Below are 17,127 nucleotides of genomic sequence, written 5' to 3' on the forward strand. Positions count from 1 at the left end.
GTCAGGCTCCGAATGGCGAGGGGCCGATCCAGCCGTGGATCAGGCCGATGATGACAAACAGCACCGCGGCGATGATGAGAAGTCGGATATCGCCCTTGGCCGGTCCCGGCTCGGGGCGGGCCCAGTCGGGGTCGGCCGCATTGATTATCCGGATCTCCAACACTGCCCAGGCCAGAAGGCCACCGAAGAGGATTATCGACGACAGATCGCCATTCACCAGCAGGTGCGAGCCTGCCCATGTGGCAAAGCCCAGAAGCATCGGGTGCCGGAACCAAGCGCGCATCCGGCCCTTCGACGACCCCATGCCGAACAGCACGACCGCGATATACATCAGCAGGTTGTTCAGATGGCGCAGCCAGACCGGCGGCTCCCACACGAACACGAAATCGCTGGACCTGTAGCCGATCACCATCAGGACGACCGACAGCAGCAACGCCACCGCTACGATCCCCTTCGACGCATCGCCCATCCGTTCCGCAAGGGCGGCGCGTTGCGCGGGCATCACCCGCTTAAAGAGATGCGCCGCCCACCATAGAGCCACGCCAAGGATCAGAACTGCCATCGCACCCTCCGCCGCTTGCGGTTCTCAGTCCATATCCGCAATCGCCTGCGCCTTGGCAAGCGTCTGGCGGGCGGTCTCGACATGCAGGTTCTCGACGATCTTGCCATCAAGTACGGCGACGCCCTCGCCCCGCGCTAGCGCAGCGTCGAAAGCCTCGACCTGGCGTTTCGCCTCGGCGATTTCGGCCTCGGTTGGAGCGAAAACGTCGTTGGCGATCGCGATCTGGGCGGGATGGATCAGCGTCTTGCCGTCAAAACCCAGATCCCTGCCTTGCTCGCACTCTGCGCGCAGCCCGGCGTCGTCCTTGAAGGCGTTGTAGACCCCATCGATGCACATGATACCCGCTGCACGCGCCGCCAAAAGGGTCTGCGACAGCGCTCCGATCAGCGGCAGCCGATCGCCACGTGTGCGGCAGCGCAGGTCCTTTGCGAGGTCGTTGGTGCCAAGGACGAACCCTTCCATCCGCGGCGCGCGGGCGATCTCGGCCGCGTTCAGGACGCCCTGCGGCGTTTCGATCATCGCCCAAAGGGCCGTCGGATGATTCGGGTCTGCCGCGGACAGCGTGTCCGCGACCACCGCGACATCCCGCGCACGAGAGATCTTCGGCAGAAGGATCGCATGGGGCCGGACCGAGAGCGCAGCTTCCAGATCCTCGGCCCCCCAACGCGTATCGAGACCGTTTATCCGCACTATCAGACGCCGGGCGCCATAACCGCCTTCCGCCACCGCGCCGGCGACAAGGCCCCTCGCCTCGGTCTTCGCATCGGGAGATACGGCATCTTCGAGGTCAAGGATCAGGGCATCCGCCGGAAGACTGCGCGCCTTTTCCAGCGCGCGTGCGTTGGAACCCGGCATGTAGAGCACTGAGCGATAAGGATTCACCCGCAGGACCTCCTGACTGTGTCGCCGCACCGCAAAATTTTTGCGGTGCAACATTTTATTCCGCCAGAAAGACGAATGCAAGCAGCGCACACGCATAACACGTTGTCATCACGAAGTGTTTCCATGTCCTTGGCCGGGACCATCGCGTCATCCGGCGCGTAGCGCACGCAAGGTTAACGGGAATTTCGCAGCTTGGCGTCAAGGCTGGGAACAACTCGGGCAGCCGCGCCCGCAAGGAAAGGCTAACCGAACATGCGTACCTCTCTGCCGATCATTTTCACCGTCGTGACCGGTATCGCCGGGCCTGGTCTCGCCTCTCCCGACGCTTGCGGTGAAAGGGATGGCGTGATCGACCGCCTGCAACATGTGTTTGGGGAGGAGCGTACGGGCGGGGGTCTGCAGGGCGAACACGGATTGGTCGAGGTTTTCGCTTCGTCGGAAACCGGGAGTTGGACAATCCTGCTGACCCGACCCGACGGTCGTGCCTGCCTGGTTGCGGCGGGCGCGACCTGGCATACCGTCCCGGCGGTGAAGCAGGTGGCCGCCGAACCGGCGTGAGACCTCAGGTCAGTCCGACCCAGATCAGGCGCGTCCCGGTGATCGCCAGCAGAACGTAGAGCGTCATGAAGAACACACTCTCCGGCACAATCCGGTGCGCCCAGACCCCCAGCATGGTGCCCAGGACCGCCACTGGCGCGAGAATCGCGACCGCAAGGGCCGTAGTCCCGCCAAACAGGCCCATCGCGATGTAGCAGAAAAATTTGAGCGCATTCACCACGGCGAATACGATCACCGTCGTGCCCTGGAACCGCGATTTGTCCAGACCTCGCCCCAGCAGGAACACGGATGCCGGTGGCCCTCCGGCATGGCTGACGAAACTGGTCAGGCCGGTCACCGCACCCCAGAACACCCCAGACGCGGACCCCGCGCGCCGCTGGGCGAACTCGTCGGACAGGCGGGATTTCAACAACTGCCACGCGACGAAACCGACGGCGATCACCCCGATCAGCACCCGCAACACGTCGTCCGAGATCACCGTGAACAGTGCCGCGCCCAGCGCGATGCCGATCAATCCGCCCAGAATCAGCAGGCGCGCACAATCCCGGTCCCACTTGCCCCACCAGGCGCGCAGCGCGGTCACGTCCATGATCATCAGCAGGGGCAACATCAGAACGACGGCCTGAGTCGGCTCCAGCACCAGCGCCAGCAGCGGCGTCGCGGCAAAGCCGGCACCGGACCCGAAACCACCCTTGGAAACGCCCGACAAAATGACGGCCGGCACGGTGGCCAGGAAAAAGGTCAGCGTGAGATCCACGAATGTCCCCTCGGGCAGGACGCCCGGTCGTGCCGTCGCGGGCGCGACGGCGATGCGTCTTGCGATAACGACCTTTTGCCGATACGCCAAGGCCCCGACGCAACCTGTTACCGGAGAGAACACCATGGCACGAGCCAAAATCGCGCTTATCGGGGCGGGCCAGATCGGGGGAACCCTGGCCCACCTCGCCGCGATGAAGGAACTTGGCGACGTCGTCCTGTTCGACATCGCCGAGGGCACGCCGCAGGGCAAGGCGCTGGATATCGCCGAAAGCTCGCCGGTGGACGGCTATGACGCCAAGCTCAAGGGCACCAACGACTATGCCGACATTGCCGGCGCAGACGTCTGCATCGTGACCGCCGGCGTGCCGCGCAAGCCGGGCATGAGCCGCGACGACCTTCTGGGCATCAACCTCAAGGTCATGAAATCGGTCGGCGAAGGCATCGCCGCCCACGCGCCAAACGCCTTCGTGATCTGCATCACCAACCCGCTCGACGCGATGGTCTGGGCCCTGCAGAAATTCTCGGGCCTGCCCGCGAACAAGGTCTGCGGCATGGCCGGCATCCTGGACAGCGCCCGCTTCCGTTACTTCCTGGCAGAGGAATTCGAGGTTTCGGTCAAGGACGTCTCGGCCTTCGTGCTGGGCGGCCACGGCGACACGATGGTTCCTCTGACCCGCTATTCGACCGTCGCCGGCATCCCGCTGCCGGACCTGGTAGAAATGGGCTGGTCGAGCCAGGAGAAGATCGACGCCATCGTGCAGCGCACCCGTGACGGCGGCGCCGAGATCGTCAAGCTTCTGGGCAACGGCTCGGCCTTCTACGCCCCCGCCGCCTCGGCGATCGAGATGGCCGAGGCCTACCTCAAGGACCAGAAGCGCGTTCTGCCCTGCGCGGCCGAAGTGAACGGTCCCTACGGCCTTAAGGGGATCTACGTCGGCGTGCCGACGGTGATCGGCGCCGACGGCATCGAGAAGGTCATCGAAATCAAGCTGGATCGCGACGAGAAGGCGATGCTCGACAAATCGATCGACTCGGTGAAGGGCCTTGTCGCGGCCTGCAAGGAAATCGACGAGTCGCTCGCCTGATCTTCCCAGGGGGTCGCTTCGGCGGCCCCCTTCATTTGAGACACGGGCTGGGGCGAGGTGATTCGCCCCCGCCAGCTCCGGCCGAAGCGGCCTCGCGCCACTATCCGTCGGATATGTGATCACAAAATTTCAGCCTGTGATCACAACGGGCGGAAACCTGCCCAAATCCCACAATTGCTGCCGGATTTTCCTTTGCAGGCTGCCCCCTATATGCCTATGGGAGGGCCAAGGACCCACGCGGGACCACCCGCCGGGTCGCAAAAAGCGAGAGGACCGGCAACCCATGAACATCCACGAGTACCAGGCCAAACAGCTTCTTCGCGAATACGGCGCCCCCGTTTCGGAAGGCGTACCCGTCATGCGCGCCGAGGAAGCCAAGACCGCTGCCAGCCAGCTGGACGGGCCGCTCTGGGTCGTCAAGGCGCAGATCCACGCCGGCGGACGCGGCAAGGGCAGCTTCAAGGAAGAGCAGGCCGGTGAAAAAGGTGGTGTGCGCCTGGCCAAGTCGGTCGAAGAGGCTGCCGAGGAAGCTCAGAAGATGCTCGGCCGCACGCTGGTCACGCACCAGACCGGCCCGGCGGGCAAGCAGGTCAACCGCATCTACATCGAAGACGGCTCGGACATCGAGCGCGAACTTTACCTTGCGCTGCTGGTCGACCGCGGCTCGTCGCGCGTATCCTTCGTCTGCTCGACCGAGGGCGGCATGGATATCGAGGAAGTCGCCGCGAACACGCCCGACAAGATTCTCAGCTTCTCGGTCGATCCGGCCAGCGGCATCTCGGGATTCCACGGTCGCCGCGTCGCTTTTGCCCTGGGCCTTCAAGGCCAGCAGGTGAAGCAGTGCGTCGCGCTGGTCAACACGCTCTACAAGATGTTCATCGAGCGCGACATGGAGATGCTCGAGATCAACCCGCTGATCATCACCACGGACGGCAACCTCAAGTGCCTCGACGCCAAGATGGGCTTCGACTCGAACGCACTCTACCGCCAGCCCGGGATCCTCGCGCTGCGTGACGAGACCGAGGAAGATCCCAAGGAACTGGCCGCCTCCAAGTTCGACCTGAACTACATCGCCCTCGATGGCGAGATCGGCTGCATGGTCAACGGCGCGGGCCTGGCCATGGCCACGATGGATATCATCAAGCTCTACGGCGCCGAGCCCGCGAACTTCCTCGACGTCGGCGGCGGCGCCACCAAGGACAAGGTAACCGAAGCCTTCAAGATCATCACCTCGGACCCGAACGTGAAGGGTATCCTGGTGAATATCTTCGGCGGCATCATGCGCTGCGACGTCATCGCCGAGGGCGTGGTCGCCGCGGTCAAGGAAGTCGGCCTGCAGGTCCCGCTGGTGGTCCGCCTCGAAGGCACCAACGTCGAAAAGGGCAAGGAGATCATCAACACTTCCGGCCTCGACGTGATCGCCGCCGACGACCTGTCGGATGCGGCCGAGAAGATCGTCAAGGCGGTCAAGGGTTAAGCGGCGCTCTCCCGAGCAGCCTGGACACGAATTGCACGGCTCGGCCGCGCACAGAATCAGGAGAACGCCAACATGGCCGTACTCGTCGACGAAAACACCAAGGTCATCTGCCAGGGCCTGACCGGCTCGCAGGGCACCTTCCACTCGGAACAGGCCATCGCCTACGGCACCAAGATGGTCGGCGGCGTCACGCCAGGCAAAGGCGGCAGCACCCATATCGGTCTGCCCGTCTTCGACACCGTGGCGCAGGCGCGCGAGGCTACCAAGGCCGACGCGACCGCGATCTACGTTCCGCCCAGCTTCGCGGCTGACGCGATCCTCGAGGCAATCGACGCCGAGATGGAGCTGATCGTCTGCATCACCGAAGGCATCCCGGTGCTCGACATGATGAAGGTCAAGCGCGCGCTGGAAGGCTCGAACTCGACCCTCATCGGTCCGAACTGCCCCGGTGTCATCACTCCTGACGCCTGCAAGATCGGGATCATGCCCGGCCACATCCACCGCCGCGGCAGCGTCGGCGTCGTCAGCCGCTCGGGCACCCTGACCTACGAGGCCGTGGCGCAGACCACCGCTGCGGGCCTCGGCCAGTCGACCTGCATCGGCATCGGCGGCGACCCGATCAAGGGCATGGAGCATATCGACGCGCTGGAACTGCTGCTGGCCGATGACGAGACCGAGTCGATCATCATGATCGGCGAGATCGGCGGCGCCGCCGAGGAAGAGGCCGCGCAGTTCATCAAGGACGAAGCCAAGCGCGGCCGCGCCAAGCCGATCGCCGGGTTCATCGCCGGCCGCACGGCACCTCCGGGCCGCCGCATGGGCCACGCCGGTGCGATCGTCGCCGGCGGCAAGGGCGGCGCCGAGGACAAGATCGAGGCGATGAAATCCGCCGGTATCGTCGTCGCCGACAGCCCGGCAGGCCTGGGCGAAGCGGTTCTCAAAGCCATCGGCTAGCAATTGGGGAGGGGGCCTGCGCATGACGCTGGTCTCGCATACACACCGGTTCGTCTATCTCAAGACGTTCAAGACGGCCTCGACCTCGATCGAGGCCTTCTTCGAACGCTACTGCGTGGACGATCCGGCCCGGCATCAGCCGGTGGAATACTGCCCCGAGATCGTGACCTCCGCCGGCGTCATCGGATGCCGGCGGGGCAAGGCCGAGAAACAGGCCGCGACCTGGCACGCCCACATGGCTGCCTGGGACGTCATGCGGCGCATGGGCATTGCACGCTGGCTGCGCTCGTTCCGCTTCACCAGCGTCCGCAATCCGTTCGAGCAGATGGTCGCCCGGTTCGTCTATTTCCACCGGAAGAACGAGTCGCTTCTGCGCGCGCCCCTGCCCGAGCGGCGCGAAGCCTTTTCCGACTGGTACGCCGCGCGGCGCGCCAAGTCCGACCGCTACATCTATACCATCGCAGGCCTGCCCGTGGTGCATGACGTGATACGCTACGAGACGCTTCAAGACGACGTCGCCCGCATCGCCCGGCGGCTCGGCCTGCCTGACGACGCGGCGCGGCTGCCGCGGTTCAAATCCCAGTGGTTCAAGCCGCCGGAACCCTACAGTGCCTATTACGACGACGACATGCGTGCCAAGGTGGGCCATGACCACCGGCACGCGCTTGCACGCTTTGGCTATCGTTTCGAGGAAAGGGAGCCTGTCCATGCAACGGCCTGACCCCCGCCCCGAAGACAGCGGCGCCAAGATACCAGGAGCCCCGAAATGACCGACCAATCCCCGAACGAGGCGTTCCGTTCCTCGTCCTTCCTGCAAGGACACAACGCCGCTTACGTCGACCAGCTTTACGCGCGCTATGCGCAGAACCCGCAGGCGGTGGACGAAAGCTGGCGCCAGTTCTTCGCCTCGCTGGCCGAGGACGAGCGCGACATCCAGCGCGAGGCGATCGGTGCCTCCTGGGCCCGCGCCGACTGGCCGCCGGTGCCCAATGACGAGCTGACCGCCGCGCTCGACGGCCAGTGGGCCGAGGATCCGGTCGGCAATGCGACCCAGAAAGTTCAGGCCAAGGCCGCCGAGAAGGGCGTCGAGGTCACCGATCAACAGATCAAGCGCGCCGTTGTCGACAGCCTTCGCGCGCTAATGCTGATCCGCGCGTACCGCATCCGCGGTCACCTGGCTGCGGACCTGGACCCGCTGAACCTGACCGATCCGACCGATCACCCCGAGCTCGACCCGAAGACCTACGGGTTCACCGATGCCGACCTGGACCGGCCGATCTTCATCGACATGGTCCTTGGCCTCGAGACCGCCACCCTGCGCGAGATCCTCGAGATCCTTAAGCGCACCTACTGCGGCACCTTCGCGCTGCAGTACATGCACATCTCGGACCCCGAGCAGGCCGCCTGGCTGAAAGAGCGGATCGAAGGTTACGGCAAGGAGATCGCCTTCACCCGCGAAGGCCGCAAGGCGATCCTGAACAAGCTGGTCGAGGCCGAGGGCTTCGAGAAGTTCCTGCACGTCAAGTACACCGGTACCAAGCGCTTCGGCCTCGACGGCGGCGAGGCGCTGGTTCCCGCGATGGAACAGATCATCAAGCGTGGCGGCAGCCTGGGCGTGAAGGAAATCGTCATCGGGATGCCTCACCGTGGTCGCCTCAGCATCCTGGCGAACGTGATGGGCAAGCCCTACAAGGCGATCTTCAACGAGTTCCAGGGCGGTAGCTTCAAACCGGACGAGGTCGAAGGCTCGGGTGATGTGAAATACCACCTCGGCGCCTCATCGGACCGCGAGTTCGACGGCAACGTGGTGCATCTGTCGCTGACCGCGAACCCCAGCCACCTCGAAGCGGTGAACCCGGTCGTGATCGGCAAGGCCCGCGCCAAGCAGGCCCAGCTCAACGACACCGAGCGCACGCAGGTGCTGCCCGTGCTGCTGCACGGCGACGCGGCCTTCGCGGGTCAGGGCGTCGTCGCTGAGTGCTTCGGCCTGTCGGGCCTGAAGGGGCATCGCACCGGCGGCACGATCCACATCGTCGTGAACAACCAGATCGGCTTCACCACGGCGCCGCACAACTCGCGCTCCAGCCCATACCCGACCGATATTGCGCTGATGGTCGAGGCGCCGATCTTCCACGTGAACGGCGACGATCCTGAGGCCGTGGTCCACGCAGCCAAGGTGGCGACGGAGTACCGGCAGAAGTTCGGCAAGGACGTCGTTCTCGACATGTTCTGCTATCGCCGTTTCGGCCACAACGAGGGTGACGAGCCGATGTTCACCCAGCCGTTGATGTACAAGGCGATCAAGACGCACAAGACGACACTCCAGCTCTACACAGAGCGGCTGATCCGTGACGGGCTGATCCCCGAGGGCGAGATCGAGGACATGAAGGCCGCCTTCCAGGCCCACCTGAACGAAGAGTTCGAGGCCGGTAAGGAGTTCAAGCCCAACAAGGCCGACTGGCTGGACGGGCGCTGGTCGCATCTCGACAAGCAGGGCACCAAGTATCAGCGCGGCAAGACCGCGGTGAAGATGGAGCGCCTGAAGGAAGTCGGCGCCGCCCTCACCCGTCTGCCCGACGGCTACAAGCCGCACCGCACCGTCGAGCGGATGCTGAAGGCCAAGCAGGAGATGATCGAGACCGGCCAGGGCATCGACTGGGCCACGGCCGAGGCGCTGGCTTTCGGCACGCTGCTGACCGAGGGCTACCCGGTTCGCCTGTCCGGTCAGGACTCGACCCGCGGCACGTTCAGCCAGCGGCACTCGGGCATCATCGACCAGGAAACCGAAGAGCGGTACCTGCCGCTAAACCACATCTCGAGCGAGCAGGCCTCCTACGAGGTGGTCGACTCGATGCTCTCGGAATACGCGGTGCTCGGGTTCGAGTATGGCTACTCGCTGGCCGAGCCGAACGCGCTGACGCTGTGGGAAGCCCAGTTCGGCGACTTCGCCAACGGCGCGCAGATCATGATCGACCAGTTCATCTCGTCCGGCGAGAAGAAATGGCTGCGCATGTCGGGCCTCGTGATGCTGCTGCCACACGGCTACGAGGGCCAGGGCCCCGAGCACAGCTCGGCGCGTCTTGAGCGGTTCCTGCAGATGTGCGCCGAGGACAACTGGATCGTCGCCAACTGCACGACCCCGGCGAACTATTTCCACATCCTGCGCCGCCAGCTACACCGCAGCTTCCGCAAGCCGCTGGTGATGATGACGCCGAAATCGCTGCTGCGGCACAAGAAAGCCGTCAGCACGCTCGAGGAAATGTCGACCGGTTCCAGCTTCCACCGCTGCCTGTGGGACGATGCGCAGCAGGGCAACTCCGACACCGTCCTGCGTGAGGACGACAAGATCCGCCGCGTTGTGATCTGCTCGGGCAAGGTCTACTTCGACCTGCTGGAGGCCCGCGACGAGCTGGGTCTGGAAGATGTCTACCTGCTGCGGCTGGAACAGTTCTACCCGTTCCCCGCACAGAGCCTTTCGGCAGAGCTTAAGCGCTTCCCCCAGGCCGAGGTCGTCTGGTGCCAGGAAGAGCCCAAGAACCAGGGCGCCTGGACCTTCGTCGAACCGAACATCGAATGGGTGCTGGGCCGTATCGGCGCCAAGTGGAAGCGACCGGCCTATTCGGGCCGCGCCGCCTCGGCTTCGCCCGCCACCGGCCTCGCCCGGGAACACAAGGCACAGCAGGACGCGTTGGTGAACGACGCCCTGACAGGCAAGAAGGACTGAACTGATGGCTGAGATTCGCGTACCCACGCTGGGCGAGAGCGTCACCGAGGCGACCATTGCAACCTGGTTCAAGAAACCCGGCGACAGCGTCGCCGTCGACGAGATGCTCTGCGAGCTGGAAACCGACAAGGTGACCGTCGAGGTACCATCATCGGTCGCAGGAACGCTTGAGGAAATCGTCGCCAAGGAAGGCGAGACCGTCGGCGTGGACGCCCTGCTGGCGACTGTCTCCGAGGGCGCTTCTTCCGGCGAAGCCAAGCCCGCCGCCAAGGCCGAAGAAGCCAAGTCCGACGCGCCTGCCGCCTCGGGCGACACCGGCACCGCGGTCGACGTGATGGTCCCCGCGCTCGGCGAGAGCGTGACCGAGGCTACCGTCGCAACCTGGTTCAAGAAGGTCGGCGATGCGGTTCAGGCCGACGAGATGCTCTGCGAGCTGGAAACCGACAAGGTTTCGGTCGAAGTGCCCGCCCCCGCGGCCGGTGTCCTTTCCGAGATCCTGGCCAGCGACGGCGCGACCGTCGAGGCTGGCGGCAAGCTGGGAGTGATCAGCGCTGGTGCCGCGCCGGGCGAAGCCGCGCCGAAAACCTCGCAGCCTGCAGCCGCGCCGGAAGCGACGACCAGCGCCGGCGGCAAGGACATCGAACACGCGCCCTCCGCCCGGAAGATCCTCGAGGAAAAGGGCATCGACCCGAGCCAGGTACAGGGCTCCGGCAAGGATGGCCGCGTGATGAAGGAGGACGCGTTGCGCGCTCAGCCCGGCCAGGCCGCGCCTGCACCCGCCGCCGCGCCGCAGCCCGCAGCGGTTCCGCGCGGTCCCGTATCGGCCGACGACGCCGCCCGCGAAGAGCGCGTGCGCATGACGCGCCTGCGCCAGACCATCGCGCGTCGCCTAAAGGATGCGCAGAACACCGCCGCCATGCTGACCACCTACAACGAGGTGGACATGACCGGCGTGATGGAGCTGCGCAACGAGTACAAGGACCTGTTCCTGAAGAAGCACGGCGTGAAACTGGGCTTCATGTCCTTCTTCACCAAGGCCTGCTGCCACGCGCTTAAGGAAGTCCCCGAGGTCAACGCCGAGATCGACGGCACCGACGTGGTCTACAAGAACTACGTCCACATGGGTATCGCGGTGGGCACTCCGACCGGCCTGGTGGTTCCGGTGGTGCGCGACGCCGACCAGATGAGCTTTGCCGACATCGAGAAGCGCATCAACGAGCTGGGCGCCAAGGCGCGCGACGGCAAGCTGTCCATGGCCGAGATGCAGGGCGGCAGCTTCACCATCTCGAACGGCGGCGTCTACGGCTCGCTGATGTCCTCGCCGATCCTGAACCCGCCGCAGTCGGGGATTCTGGGGATGCACAAGATCCAGGAACGACCGATGGTCGTGGGCGGCCAGATCGTCATCCGTCCGATGATGTATCTGGCGCTCAGCTACGACCACCGGATCGTCGACGGCAAGGGCGCCGTGACCTTCCTGGTGCGCGTGAAAGAGGCGCTGGAAGACCCCCGCCGCCTGCTGATGGACCTGTAAGGCAGACCCCTCTGCCCGGAGCGCCGCGAGATCATGGAAACGACAGCCGGACCCGAGCTGACCGTCCTGACGCTCGCCGCGCTCTGGCAGGTGGTCCAGGTGATCCTCATGGCGGTGCCCGCCAATCTGGAACTGGGCACCGCGCGCACCCTCGGGCCGCGCGACACCGAAATCGCCTCGCAGCTCAGCCCCCGGACGGGGCGGCTGCACCGGGCGATGAGCAATCACTTCGAAGGGCTGATCCTGTTCACCATCGCCGTGCTGGTGGTGGTGCTGAGTGGAAAAAGCTCGGCCCTGACCCTGGCCTGCGCCTGGATCTACCTCGCGGCGCGGGTGGCCTATGTCCCAGCCTATGCGTTCGGGCTGACGCCTTGGCGCTCGGTGGTTTGGTCCGTGGGGCTGGGCGCGACCACCCTGATGCTCTTGGTCGCGCTATGGTAGCGGGCAGGCAAATCGGTGCGTCAGTCGCGCAATTCGGCAAGCCGTTCGGCTACGGGGGCACCCGAAGCCTCAGTGGTAGCTGGCGCCTCGATCAAACCGATGACATCGCCCGCGGTGCCGCCGATATGAAAACCGACAACAAGACAGACGCTCAGCAGGGCCCATTTGGCGGTGGTGGTGTTCAAGAAGGCCATGATCGTCACGCTCCGTTTCGCTGTGACCTTGGTATGACGACCGGGTTCGCCGGTTTCGTGCACACTTCAAGGCAATTCCAAGTTGAATGGCCTGCAATTATGACAATCGAACACAATTCCGGCCCCAGCCGGAGGAAGGAGACAGCATGGCAAGCTACGACGTGATCGTGATCGGCGGCGGGCCGGGCGGCTACGTGTGCGCGATCCGCTGCGCGCAACTTGGCCTCAAGACCGCCTGCGTCGAATCGCGCGAGACGCTTGGCGGCACCTGCCTGAACGTGGGCTGCATCCCGTCGAAGGCGATGCTGAAGGCCAGCCACAACTACCACGAGGCAATCACCCATTTCGACGAGATGGGCCTGGTGGGCGGCAAGCCCTCGATCGATCTGCCGAAGATGCTGGAATACAAACAGTCGACGGTCGAATCGAACACCAAGGGCGTCGAGTTCCTTTTCAAGAAGAACAAGGTCGACTGGCTGAAGGGCCACGGCACGATCGAAGCCAAGGGCAAGGTCAAGGTCGGCGACGATGTGCACGAGGCGAAGCACATCGTGATCGCCACCGGCTCCGAGCCGACGCCGCTGAAGGGGATCGAGATCGACGAGGAACGCGTCGTCACCTCGACCGGCGCGCTGGAACTGAAGTCGGTGCCGAAGAAAATGGTCGTCATCGGCGCGGGCGTGATCGGGCTCGAGCTTGGCTCGGTCTATTCGCGGCTGGGTTCTGACGTAACCGTCGTTGAGTTCCTCGACCACGTCACCCCCGGCATGGACGGCGAGATCCAGAAGACCTTCCAGCGGATGCTGAAAAAGCAGGGGTTGGAGTTCGTGATGGGCGCCGCCGTGCAGTCGGTCGAGAAGCTGAAATCCAAGCTGAAGGTCACCTACAAGGCGCGCAAAAACGACGAAGAGACCACGGTCGATGCCGATGTCGTGCTGGTCGCGACCGGCCGCCGCCCCTACACCGAAGGGCTTGGCCTCGACAAGGTGGGCGTCGCACTGACCGAGCGTGGCCAGGTGAAGGTGGACGACCACCTGTCCACCGGGGTCGAGGGCGTCTGGGCGATCGGCGACGTGGTTGTCGGCCCGATGCTGGCCCACAAGGCCGAGGACGAGGGCATGGCCGTCGCCGAGCGTATTGCCGGTCAGGCGGGCCACGTGAACTACGACGTGATCCCCAGCGTGATCTACACCTTCCCCGAGGTTGCGGCGGTCGGAAAGACCGAGGAGCAGCTGAAGGAAGAGGGCCGCGCCTACAAGGTCGGCAAGTTCCCGTTCATGGGCAACGCACGGGCCAAGTCCTATTTCGCGGGCGACGGCTTCGTGAAGATCCTGGCCGACAAGGAGACCGACCGGGTTCTGGGCGCGCACATCATCGGCCCCTACGCGGGCGACCTGATCCACGAGATCTGCGTCGGCATGGAATTCGGCGCCGCCGCCGAGGATATCGCCCGGACGTGCCACGCGCACCCGACGTTCTCGGAAGCCGTGCGCGAAGCAGCACTCGCCTGCGGCGACGGCGCGATCCACGCCTGAGGCAACCGCCTCAGCTGAGCAGCATGCGCAGGCCGGCGGTGACGTCGGCCCGCACCGCGACACGAAGGCCGGGCTCGTCCCCGGCCCGCAGCGCCTGGATGATCTTCAGGTGACTTTCCGTCACCACGCTGCGCCGATCCTGCGAATAAAGCGAACGCATCGACGGCCCCAGCTGCAACCAGACCGATTCCGCCAGCGCCAGCATCGCCGGGGCCTGCGCGCGCAGGTAGAGGATCCGGTGAAACTCCAGGTTCAGCCGGACGTAGTTGATCGCATCCCCCGACCCCAGCACCACGTGAATCTGCCGATTCACGTCCTCCATCCGGTCGATCAGCGCAATATGCGCCCGCGGCAGCGCCCGCGAGGCCAGTTCCGGCTCCAGCAGCCCGCGCAAAGCGGCCAGTTCCTCGATGCGCTCGTTCGACAGGATCGGCGTGGTGATCCGCCCAGTGCTGGACAAGGTCAGCGCGCCTTCCGCCGACAGCCGCCGTACAGCTTCCCGCGCGGGGGTCATGGAGACGCCGAACTCCGCCGCGATTCCCCGAATGGTCATCGAATCCCCCGGGAGAACCTCGCCGTGCAGCACACGCGTGCGCAACCGGCGATAGATCAACTCATGGGTGGAACCTTTGTCCTTTTGTGGGCGTTCGGACTTAAATGGTCCCGAAGTGTGCACAATCATAACGCATTTCCTGCATAGGTCAGGGCACAAGAATCAATGAGGTCCGAGCGGGTATCTGGTATCTTCAAGAGGGGCGTGGGGAAAGACAATGGCGGACTTCTATTCCGACTTCGTAAACTGGACGACGGCAAGTGTCATCGGTGGTGCATTAATACTAAGCGCTACTGACCTGTCTACAAAAGATGATTCCGAAATCGAGGAGCCTGTTCTGCTGGCTGCTGCCGCAGATAGTACAGCTGACAGCTTGATGATCAGCGCGGTCCTCAACGATTCAGTCGCCGATCAGGCACCGCCGGAAGCCGAAACAGCAGCTGTACGGACCCGCGCCAAACTTCCGCAGATTCAGCAAGCCAAACTCGAGACCGTCGTCTTCACGACCGCGGGCGACAGTTCCGGTTTGCCCAAGATCCAGCAGCCCGCTCCTCAGGACCTCCTCGACAAGGGCCGCGTGACCGGCCAGTCGGTCAACCTTCGCAAGGGCCCTGGGACCCGATTCCCGGTGGTTGGCCGCGCCACGCAAAACGACCGGTTGCCGGTCACCGGCAAGACAGACGGGATCTGGGTTCAGGTCGTGATTGAAGGCAACGCCGACGCCTGGATTCACGGCAACTATTTCAGCACTCCCGAGCAGCTCGCCGCGAATTGATCAGCACTGGAAGCGATAGCGGTGAAGCTGCGCGCCGTGCGCCCGCAGCCATTGCCGTGGCTCCTCGTATCCCGGCAGAAGACCCGCCAACGTCCGCCAATACCCAGGGGAATGGTTCATCTCGGCCAGGTGCGCCACCTCGTGCGCGGCGACATAGTCCAGCACATTGGGCGGCGCGAGGATCAGCCGCCAGGACAACATGATGTTCCCTTCGGACGTGCATGACCCCCAACGTGAGCGCGGATCGCGGAGCGTCAGCCGCGCATAGGGCAGCCCCAGCGCTCCGGAATACCGATCCAGCGAGGCGCGCGCTTCCTCCCGCATCCGTTCCTTCAGCCACCCCTGAACAGCACCCAGGAACCGGGCGTCGTCACCTGGCACGAAGACCTCGTCCCCTTGTCGGATGATCCGACGCCCGCGTCCCTGCCGTAGCGTGAGCTGTTCGCCGCCAACCGTCAGTCGGAGCCCGGGTGCGGGCACCTGCACGTCGGGAAGCGCGGCGGTCCGGCTTTCGATCCATTGCCGATTCGCATGAAGGAAGCGCCGCATCTCGGACACCGGCACTCCGCGCGGTACCGTCAGCGTCAATCGCCCGGTTCCGGACGCGAGTCGCAAGGTCAGTCGCTTTGCCCGGGCTGATTGCCGGATCGCGACGGTCACATGGGGATCGTCGAGCTCAATGACCGGTGGAACCGGTTCGGCCCGCCGCAGCAAAGCTCTCACGCGGCGGGGAACCGCGTCACGTTGGAGCCCGCCGTGGCCGCGTCGGAATAATGACTGCGCACGAAGTCGCGGATCCGAGGTTGGATCTCGCTGCGCCAGCGAGAGCCGTTGAACACACCGTAGTGCCCCACCTTGCTCTGGACGTAGTGCGCACGCAGGGTCTCGGGCAACCCGGTCAGCAGGCGGTGCGCCGCCTCGGTCTGGCCTAGTCCGGTGATGTCATCCTTCTCGCCCTCGACGGTCATCACGGCGATGTCCGAGACCACGCCGGGATCGATCCGCTCGCCGCGATGCTCATAGCGGCCCGTGGCCAGCAGACGTTTCTGGAAAACACGTTCGATCGTCTGCAGATAGAATTCCGCGGCCAGGTCCATGACCGCCATGTACTCGTCATAGAAGTCCCGGTGCGAGGCGGCGCTGTCCCCGTCGCCCTTCACCAGGTTGTTGAAGTGCTGAAGGTGCGCATCGGTATGACGGTCGAGGTTCATCGCCATGAACCCGGTCAGCTGCAGAAAACCGGGGTAGACCCGGCGCAGGAAGCCCTTGTTGGGCCAGGGCACCTGAGTGATCACGTTCCGCTCGAACCAGCCGAGCGGGTTCTGTGTCGCCAGCTCGTTCGGTTTTTTCGGATTGCAGGCGGTGTCGATGGGCGAACCCATCAGGATCAGCGACGAGGGCCGCGCGGGATCTTCATCGGCTGCCATCAACGTCGCGGCCACCAGCGCCGGCACACCCGGCTGACACACGCCCATAACCGCCGGCCGCGAGCCATCCTCGCCCAGGAACTGGCAGAACTCGATCAGATACTCGGTGAAATCCTCGAGGTCGAAGCGACCATCGCTGACCGGCACGTCGCGCGCATCGGTCCAGTCGGTGATGTAGACATCATGCTCGGCAACCATGGACTGCACCGTACCGCGCAGCAGCGTGGCGTAGTGACCGGACATCGGCGCGATGATCAGCACCTTGGGATCGTTGCGCCGAGAGATGTGCGCGCCATCGCGGCGGAACCGCAACAGGGTACAGAACGGCATCTCATAAACCGGCTCGGGCTCGACAGGCGTTTCAACCCCGTCAATCATCACCGGTTCGAGGTTCCACTCGGGCTTGCCGTACCGACGCGTGGCCGAAATGAACATCTCGCACATTGCCGCCGTGGTACGGGCCGAGTAGGTATCCGCCATCGGGTTGATCGGACTGGTGAGCATGTCGCGCGTCATCCGGGCCGCGTTGCGCATCGGTGAGATCGCAGCATGGGTCATCTCGTAGGCGTGATACAGCATGCCGGGCCTCTCATGCATTAGTGCGTACGTTACCTGTTTAGAACTAAGCCCGCTTCTGCACCGCATCAAGGTATTTCGCACACGCAAA

17 protein-coding genes are annotated in these 17,127 nt (G+C 64.6%); 10 read left to right on the forward strand and 7 right to left on the reverse strand.

Features of this window, described 5'->3' with window-relative positions; genetic code table 11:
* Position 1 precedes the first annotated feature (1 nt).
* Positions 2-562 carry an NnrU family protein gene (locus ACW9UR_RS11425; protein WP_458917090.1) on the reverse strand — a complete coding sequence of 187 codons (561 nt, stop codon included), beginning with the start codon at positions 560-562 and terminating at the stop codon, positions 2-4.
* Between the two features lie 24 nt (positions 563-586).
* Positions 587-1,498 carry an HpcH/HpaI aldolase/citrate lyase family protein gene (locus ACW9UR_RS11430; RefSeq protein ID WP_458917091.1) on the reverse strand — a complete coding sequence of 304 codons (912 nt, stop codon included), beginning with the start codon at positions 1,496-1,498 and terminating at the stop codon, positions 587-589.
* A 198-nt stretch (positions 1,499-1,696) separates the two neighbouring features.
* Between ACW9UR_RS11430 and ACW9UR_RS11435 the strand changes: the two genes are divergently transcribed.
* A complete protein-coding gene (locus ACW9UR_RS11435; RefSeq protein ID WP_458917092.1) occupies positions 1,697-2,002 on the forward strand; it encodes a hypothetical protein in 306 nt (101 codons plus the stop codon).
* A 4-nt stretch (positions 2,003-2,006) separates the two neighbouring features.
* Here ACW9UR_RS11435 and ACW9UR_RS11440 read toward each other — a convergent pair whose 3' ends face one another.
* Positions 2,007-2,759 (reverse strand): sulfite exporter TauE/SafE family protein, encoded by a 753-nt coding sequence (locus tag ACW9UR_RS11440; RefSeq protein ID WP_458917093.1) that lies wholly within the window; start codon positions 2,757-2,759, stop codon positions 2,007-2,009.
* A gap of 124 nt (positions 2,760-2,883) precedes the next feature.
* Here ACW9UR_RS11440 and mdh point away from each other — a divergent pair, with 124 nt between their 5' ends.
* The 7 genes from mdh (at position 2,884) to ACW9UR_RS11475 (ending at position 11,976) form a co-directional block, all read left to right on the forward strand.
* Positions 2,884-3,846, forward strand: a complete 963-nt coding sequence (gene mdh / locus ACW9UR_RS11445) for a malate dehydrogenase (protein ID WP_458917094.1) — start codon at positions 2,884-2,886, stop codon at positions 3,844-3,846.
* 283 nt (positions 3,847-4,129) lie between these two features.
* Positions 4,130-5,323, forward strand: coding sequence for an ADP-forming succinate--CoA ligase subunit beta (gene sucC / locus ACW9UR_RS11450; RefSeq protein WP_458917095.1), 1,194 nt, complete (start codon positions 4,130-4,132; stop codon positions 5,321-5,323).
* A gap of 72 nt (positions 5,324-5,395) precedes the next feature.
* Positions 5,396-6,277 (forward strand): succinate--CoA ligase subunit alpha, encoded by an 882-nt coding sequence (sucD, locus tag ACW9UR_RS11455; RefSeq protein ID WP_458917096.1) that lies wholly within the window; start codon positions 5,396-5,398, stop codon positions 6,275-6,277.
* A 22-nt stretch (positions 6,278-6,299) separates the two neighbouring features.
* The gene (locus ACW9UR_RS11460) at positions 6,300-6,998 is read left to right on the forward strand and encodes a sulfotransferase family 2 domain-containing protein (RefSeq protein WP_458917097.1); all 699 of its coding nucleotides are present in this window, start codon (positions 6,300-6,302) and stop codon (positions 6,996-6,998) included.
* A gap of 45 nt (positions 6,999-7,043) precedes the next feature.
* A complete protein-coding gene (locus ACW9UR_RS11465) occupies positions 7,044-10,001 on the forward strand; it encodes a 2-oxoglutarate dehydrogenase E1 component (RefSeq protein WP_458917098.1) in 2,958 nt (985 codons plus the stop codon).
* A gap of 1 nt (position 10,002) precedes the next feature.
* Positions 10,003-11,535 (forward strand): 2-oxoglutarate dehydrogenase complex dihydrolipoyllysine-residue succinyltransferase, encoded by a 1,533-nt coding sequence (gene odhB, locus ACW9UR_RS11470; RefSeq protein WP_458917186.1) that lies wholly within the window; start codon positions 10,003-10,005, stop codon positions 11,533-11,535.
* Positions 11,536-11,568: 33 nt separating this feature from the next.
* Positions 11,569-11,976: an MAPEG family protein gene (locus tag ACW9UR_RS11475; protein WP_458917099.1), complete on the forward strand. Its 408-nt coding sequence runs from the start codon at positions 11,569-11,571 to the stop codon at positions 11,974-11,976.
* A gap of 20 nt (positions 11,977-11,996) precedes the next feature.
* Here ACW9UR_RS11475 and ACW9UR_RS11480 read toward each other — a convergent pair whose 3' ends face one another.
* A complete protein-coding gene (locus ACW9UR_RS11480; protein ID WP_458917100.1) occupies positions 11,997-12,179 on the reverse strand; it encodes a hypothetical protein in 183 nt (60 codons plus the stop codon).
* Positions 12,180-12,316: 137 nt separating this feature from the next.
* On the opposite strand from ACW9UR_RS11480, the gene lpdA reads away from it, so the two are divergent.
* Entirely contained in the window at positions 12,317-13,705 is a 1,389-nt protein-coding gene (gene lpdA, locus ACW9UR_RS11485) for a dihydrolipoyl dehydrogenase (protein WP_458917101.1), read from the forward strand.
* 10 nt (positions 13,706-13,715) lie between these two features.
* Here the strand turns inward: lpdA and ACW9UR_RS11490 are convergent, their stop codons facing one another.
* Positions 13,716-14,387 carry a GntR family transcriptional regulator gene (locus ACW9UR_RS11490; RefSeq protein WP_458917102.1) on the reverse strand — a complete coding sequence of 224 codons (672 nt, stop codon included), beginning with the start codon at positions 14,385-14,387 and terminating at the stop codon, positions 13,716-13,718.
* Between the two features lie 88 nt (positions 14,388-14,475).
* Here ACW9UR_RS11490 and ACW9UR_RS11495 point away from each other — a divergent pair, with 88 nt between their 5' ends.
* Positions 14,476-15,033, forward strand: a complete 558-nt coding sequence (locus ACW9UR_RS11495) for an SH3 domain-containing protein (protein ID WP_458917103.1) — start codon at positions 14,476-14,478, stop codon at positions 15,031-15,033.
* On the opposite strand, the gene ACW9UR_RS11500 is transcribed toward ACW9UR_RS11495, so the two are convergent.
* Both ACW9UR_RS11500 and ACW9UR_RS11505 read right to left on the reverse strand, forming a co-directional pair.
* Positions 15,034-15,756, reverse strand: coding sequence for a M48 family metallopeptidase (locus ACW9UR_RS11500; protein ID WP_458917104.1), 723 nt, complete (start codon positions 15,754-15,756; stop codon positions 15,034-15,036).
* Positions 15,753-17,039 carry a polyhydroxyalkanoate depolymerase gene (locus ACW9UR_RS11505; RefSeq protein WP_458917105.1) on the reverse strand — a complete coding sequence of 429 codons (1,287 nt, stop codon included), beginning with the start codon at positions 17,037-17,039 and terminating at the stop codon, positions 15,753-15,755. Before ACW9UR_RS11505 ends, ACW9UR_RS11500 begins: the two co-directional genes overlap by 4 nt.
* Positions 17,040-17,127 lie beyond the last annotated feature (88 nt).

The sequence above is a fragment of the Halovulum sp. GXIMD14794 genome (assembly GCF_054457455.1).

What these genes read in the sequence shown, in the direction of transcription:
- ACW9UR_RS11425 (WP_458917090.1), bottom strand. Translation starts at nt 562, where the DNA reads ATGGCAGTTCTGATCCTTGGCGTGGCTCTATGGTGGGCGGCGCATCTC.
- ACW9UR_RS11430 (WP_458917091.1), bottom strand. Translation starts at nt 1,498, where the DNA reads ATGTTGCACCGCAAAAATTTTGCGGTGCGGCGACACAGTCAGGAGGTC.
- ACW9UR_RS11435 (WP_458917092.1), top strand. Translation starts at nt 1,697, where the DNA reads ATGCGTACCTCTCTGCCGATCATTTTCACCGTCGTGACCGGTATCGCC.
- mdh (WP_458917094.1), top strand. Translation starts at nt 2,884, where the DNA reads ATGGCACGAGCCAAAATCGCGCTTATCGGGGCGGGCCAGATCGGGGGA.
- sucC (WP_458917095.1), top strand. Translation starts at nt 4,130, where the DNA reads ATGAACATCCACGAGTACCAGGCCAAACAGCTTCTTCGCGAATACGGC.
- sucD (WP_458917096.1), top strand. Translation starts at nt 5,396, where the DNA reads ATGGCCGTACTCGTCGACGAAAACACCAAGGTCATCTGCCAGGGCCTG.
- ACW9UR_RS11460 (WP_458917097.1), top strand. Translation starts at nt 6,300, where the DNA reads ATGACGCTGGTCTCGCATACACACCGGTTCGTCTATCTCAAGACGTTC.
- ACW9UR_RS11465 (WP_458917098.1), top strand. Translation starts at nt 7,044, where the DNA reads ATGACCGACCAATCCCCGAACGAGGCGTTCCGTTCCTCGTCCTTCCTG.
- ACW9UR_RS11475 (WP_458917099.1), top strand. Translation starts at nt 11,569, where the DNA reads ATGGAAACGACAGCCGGACCCGAGCTGACCGTCCTGACGCTCGCCGCG.
- lpdA (WP_458917101.1), top strand. Translation starts at nt 12,317, where the DNA reads ATGGCAAGCTACGACGTGATCGTGATCGGCGGCGGGCCGGGCGGCTAC.
- ACW9UR_RS11490 (WP_458917102.1), bottom strand. Translation starts at nt 14,387, where the DNA reads ATGATTGTGCACACTTCGGGACCATTTAAGTCCGAACGCCCACAAAAG.
- ACW9UR_RS11495 (WP_458917103.1), top strand. Translation starts at nt 14,476, where the DNA reads ATGGCGGACTTCTATTCCGACTTCGTAAACTGGACGACGGCAAGTGTC.
- ACW9UR_RS11505 (WP_458917105.1), bottom strand. Translation starts at nt 17,039, where the DNA reads ATGCTGTATCACGCCTACGAGATGACCCATGCTGCGATCTCACCGATG.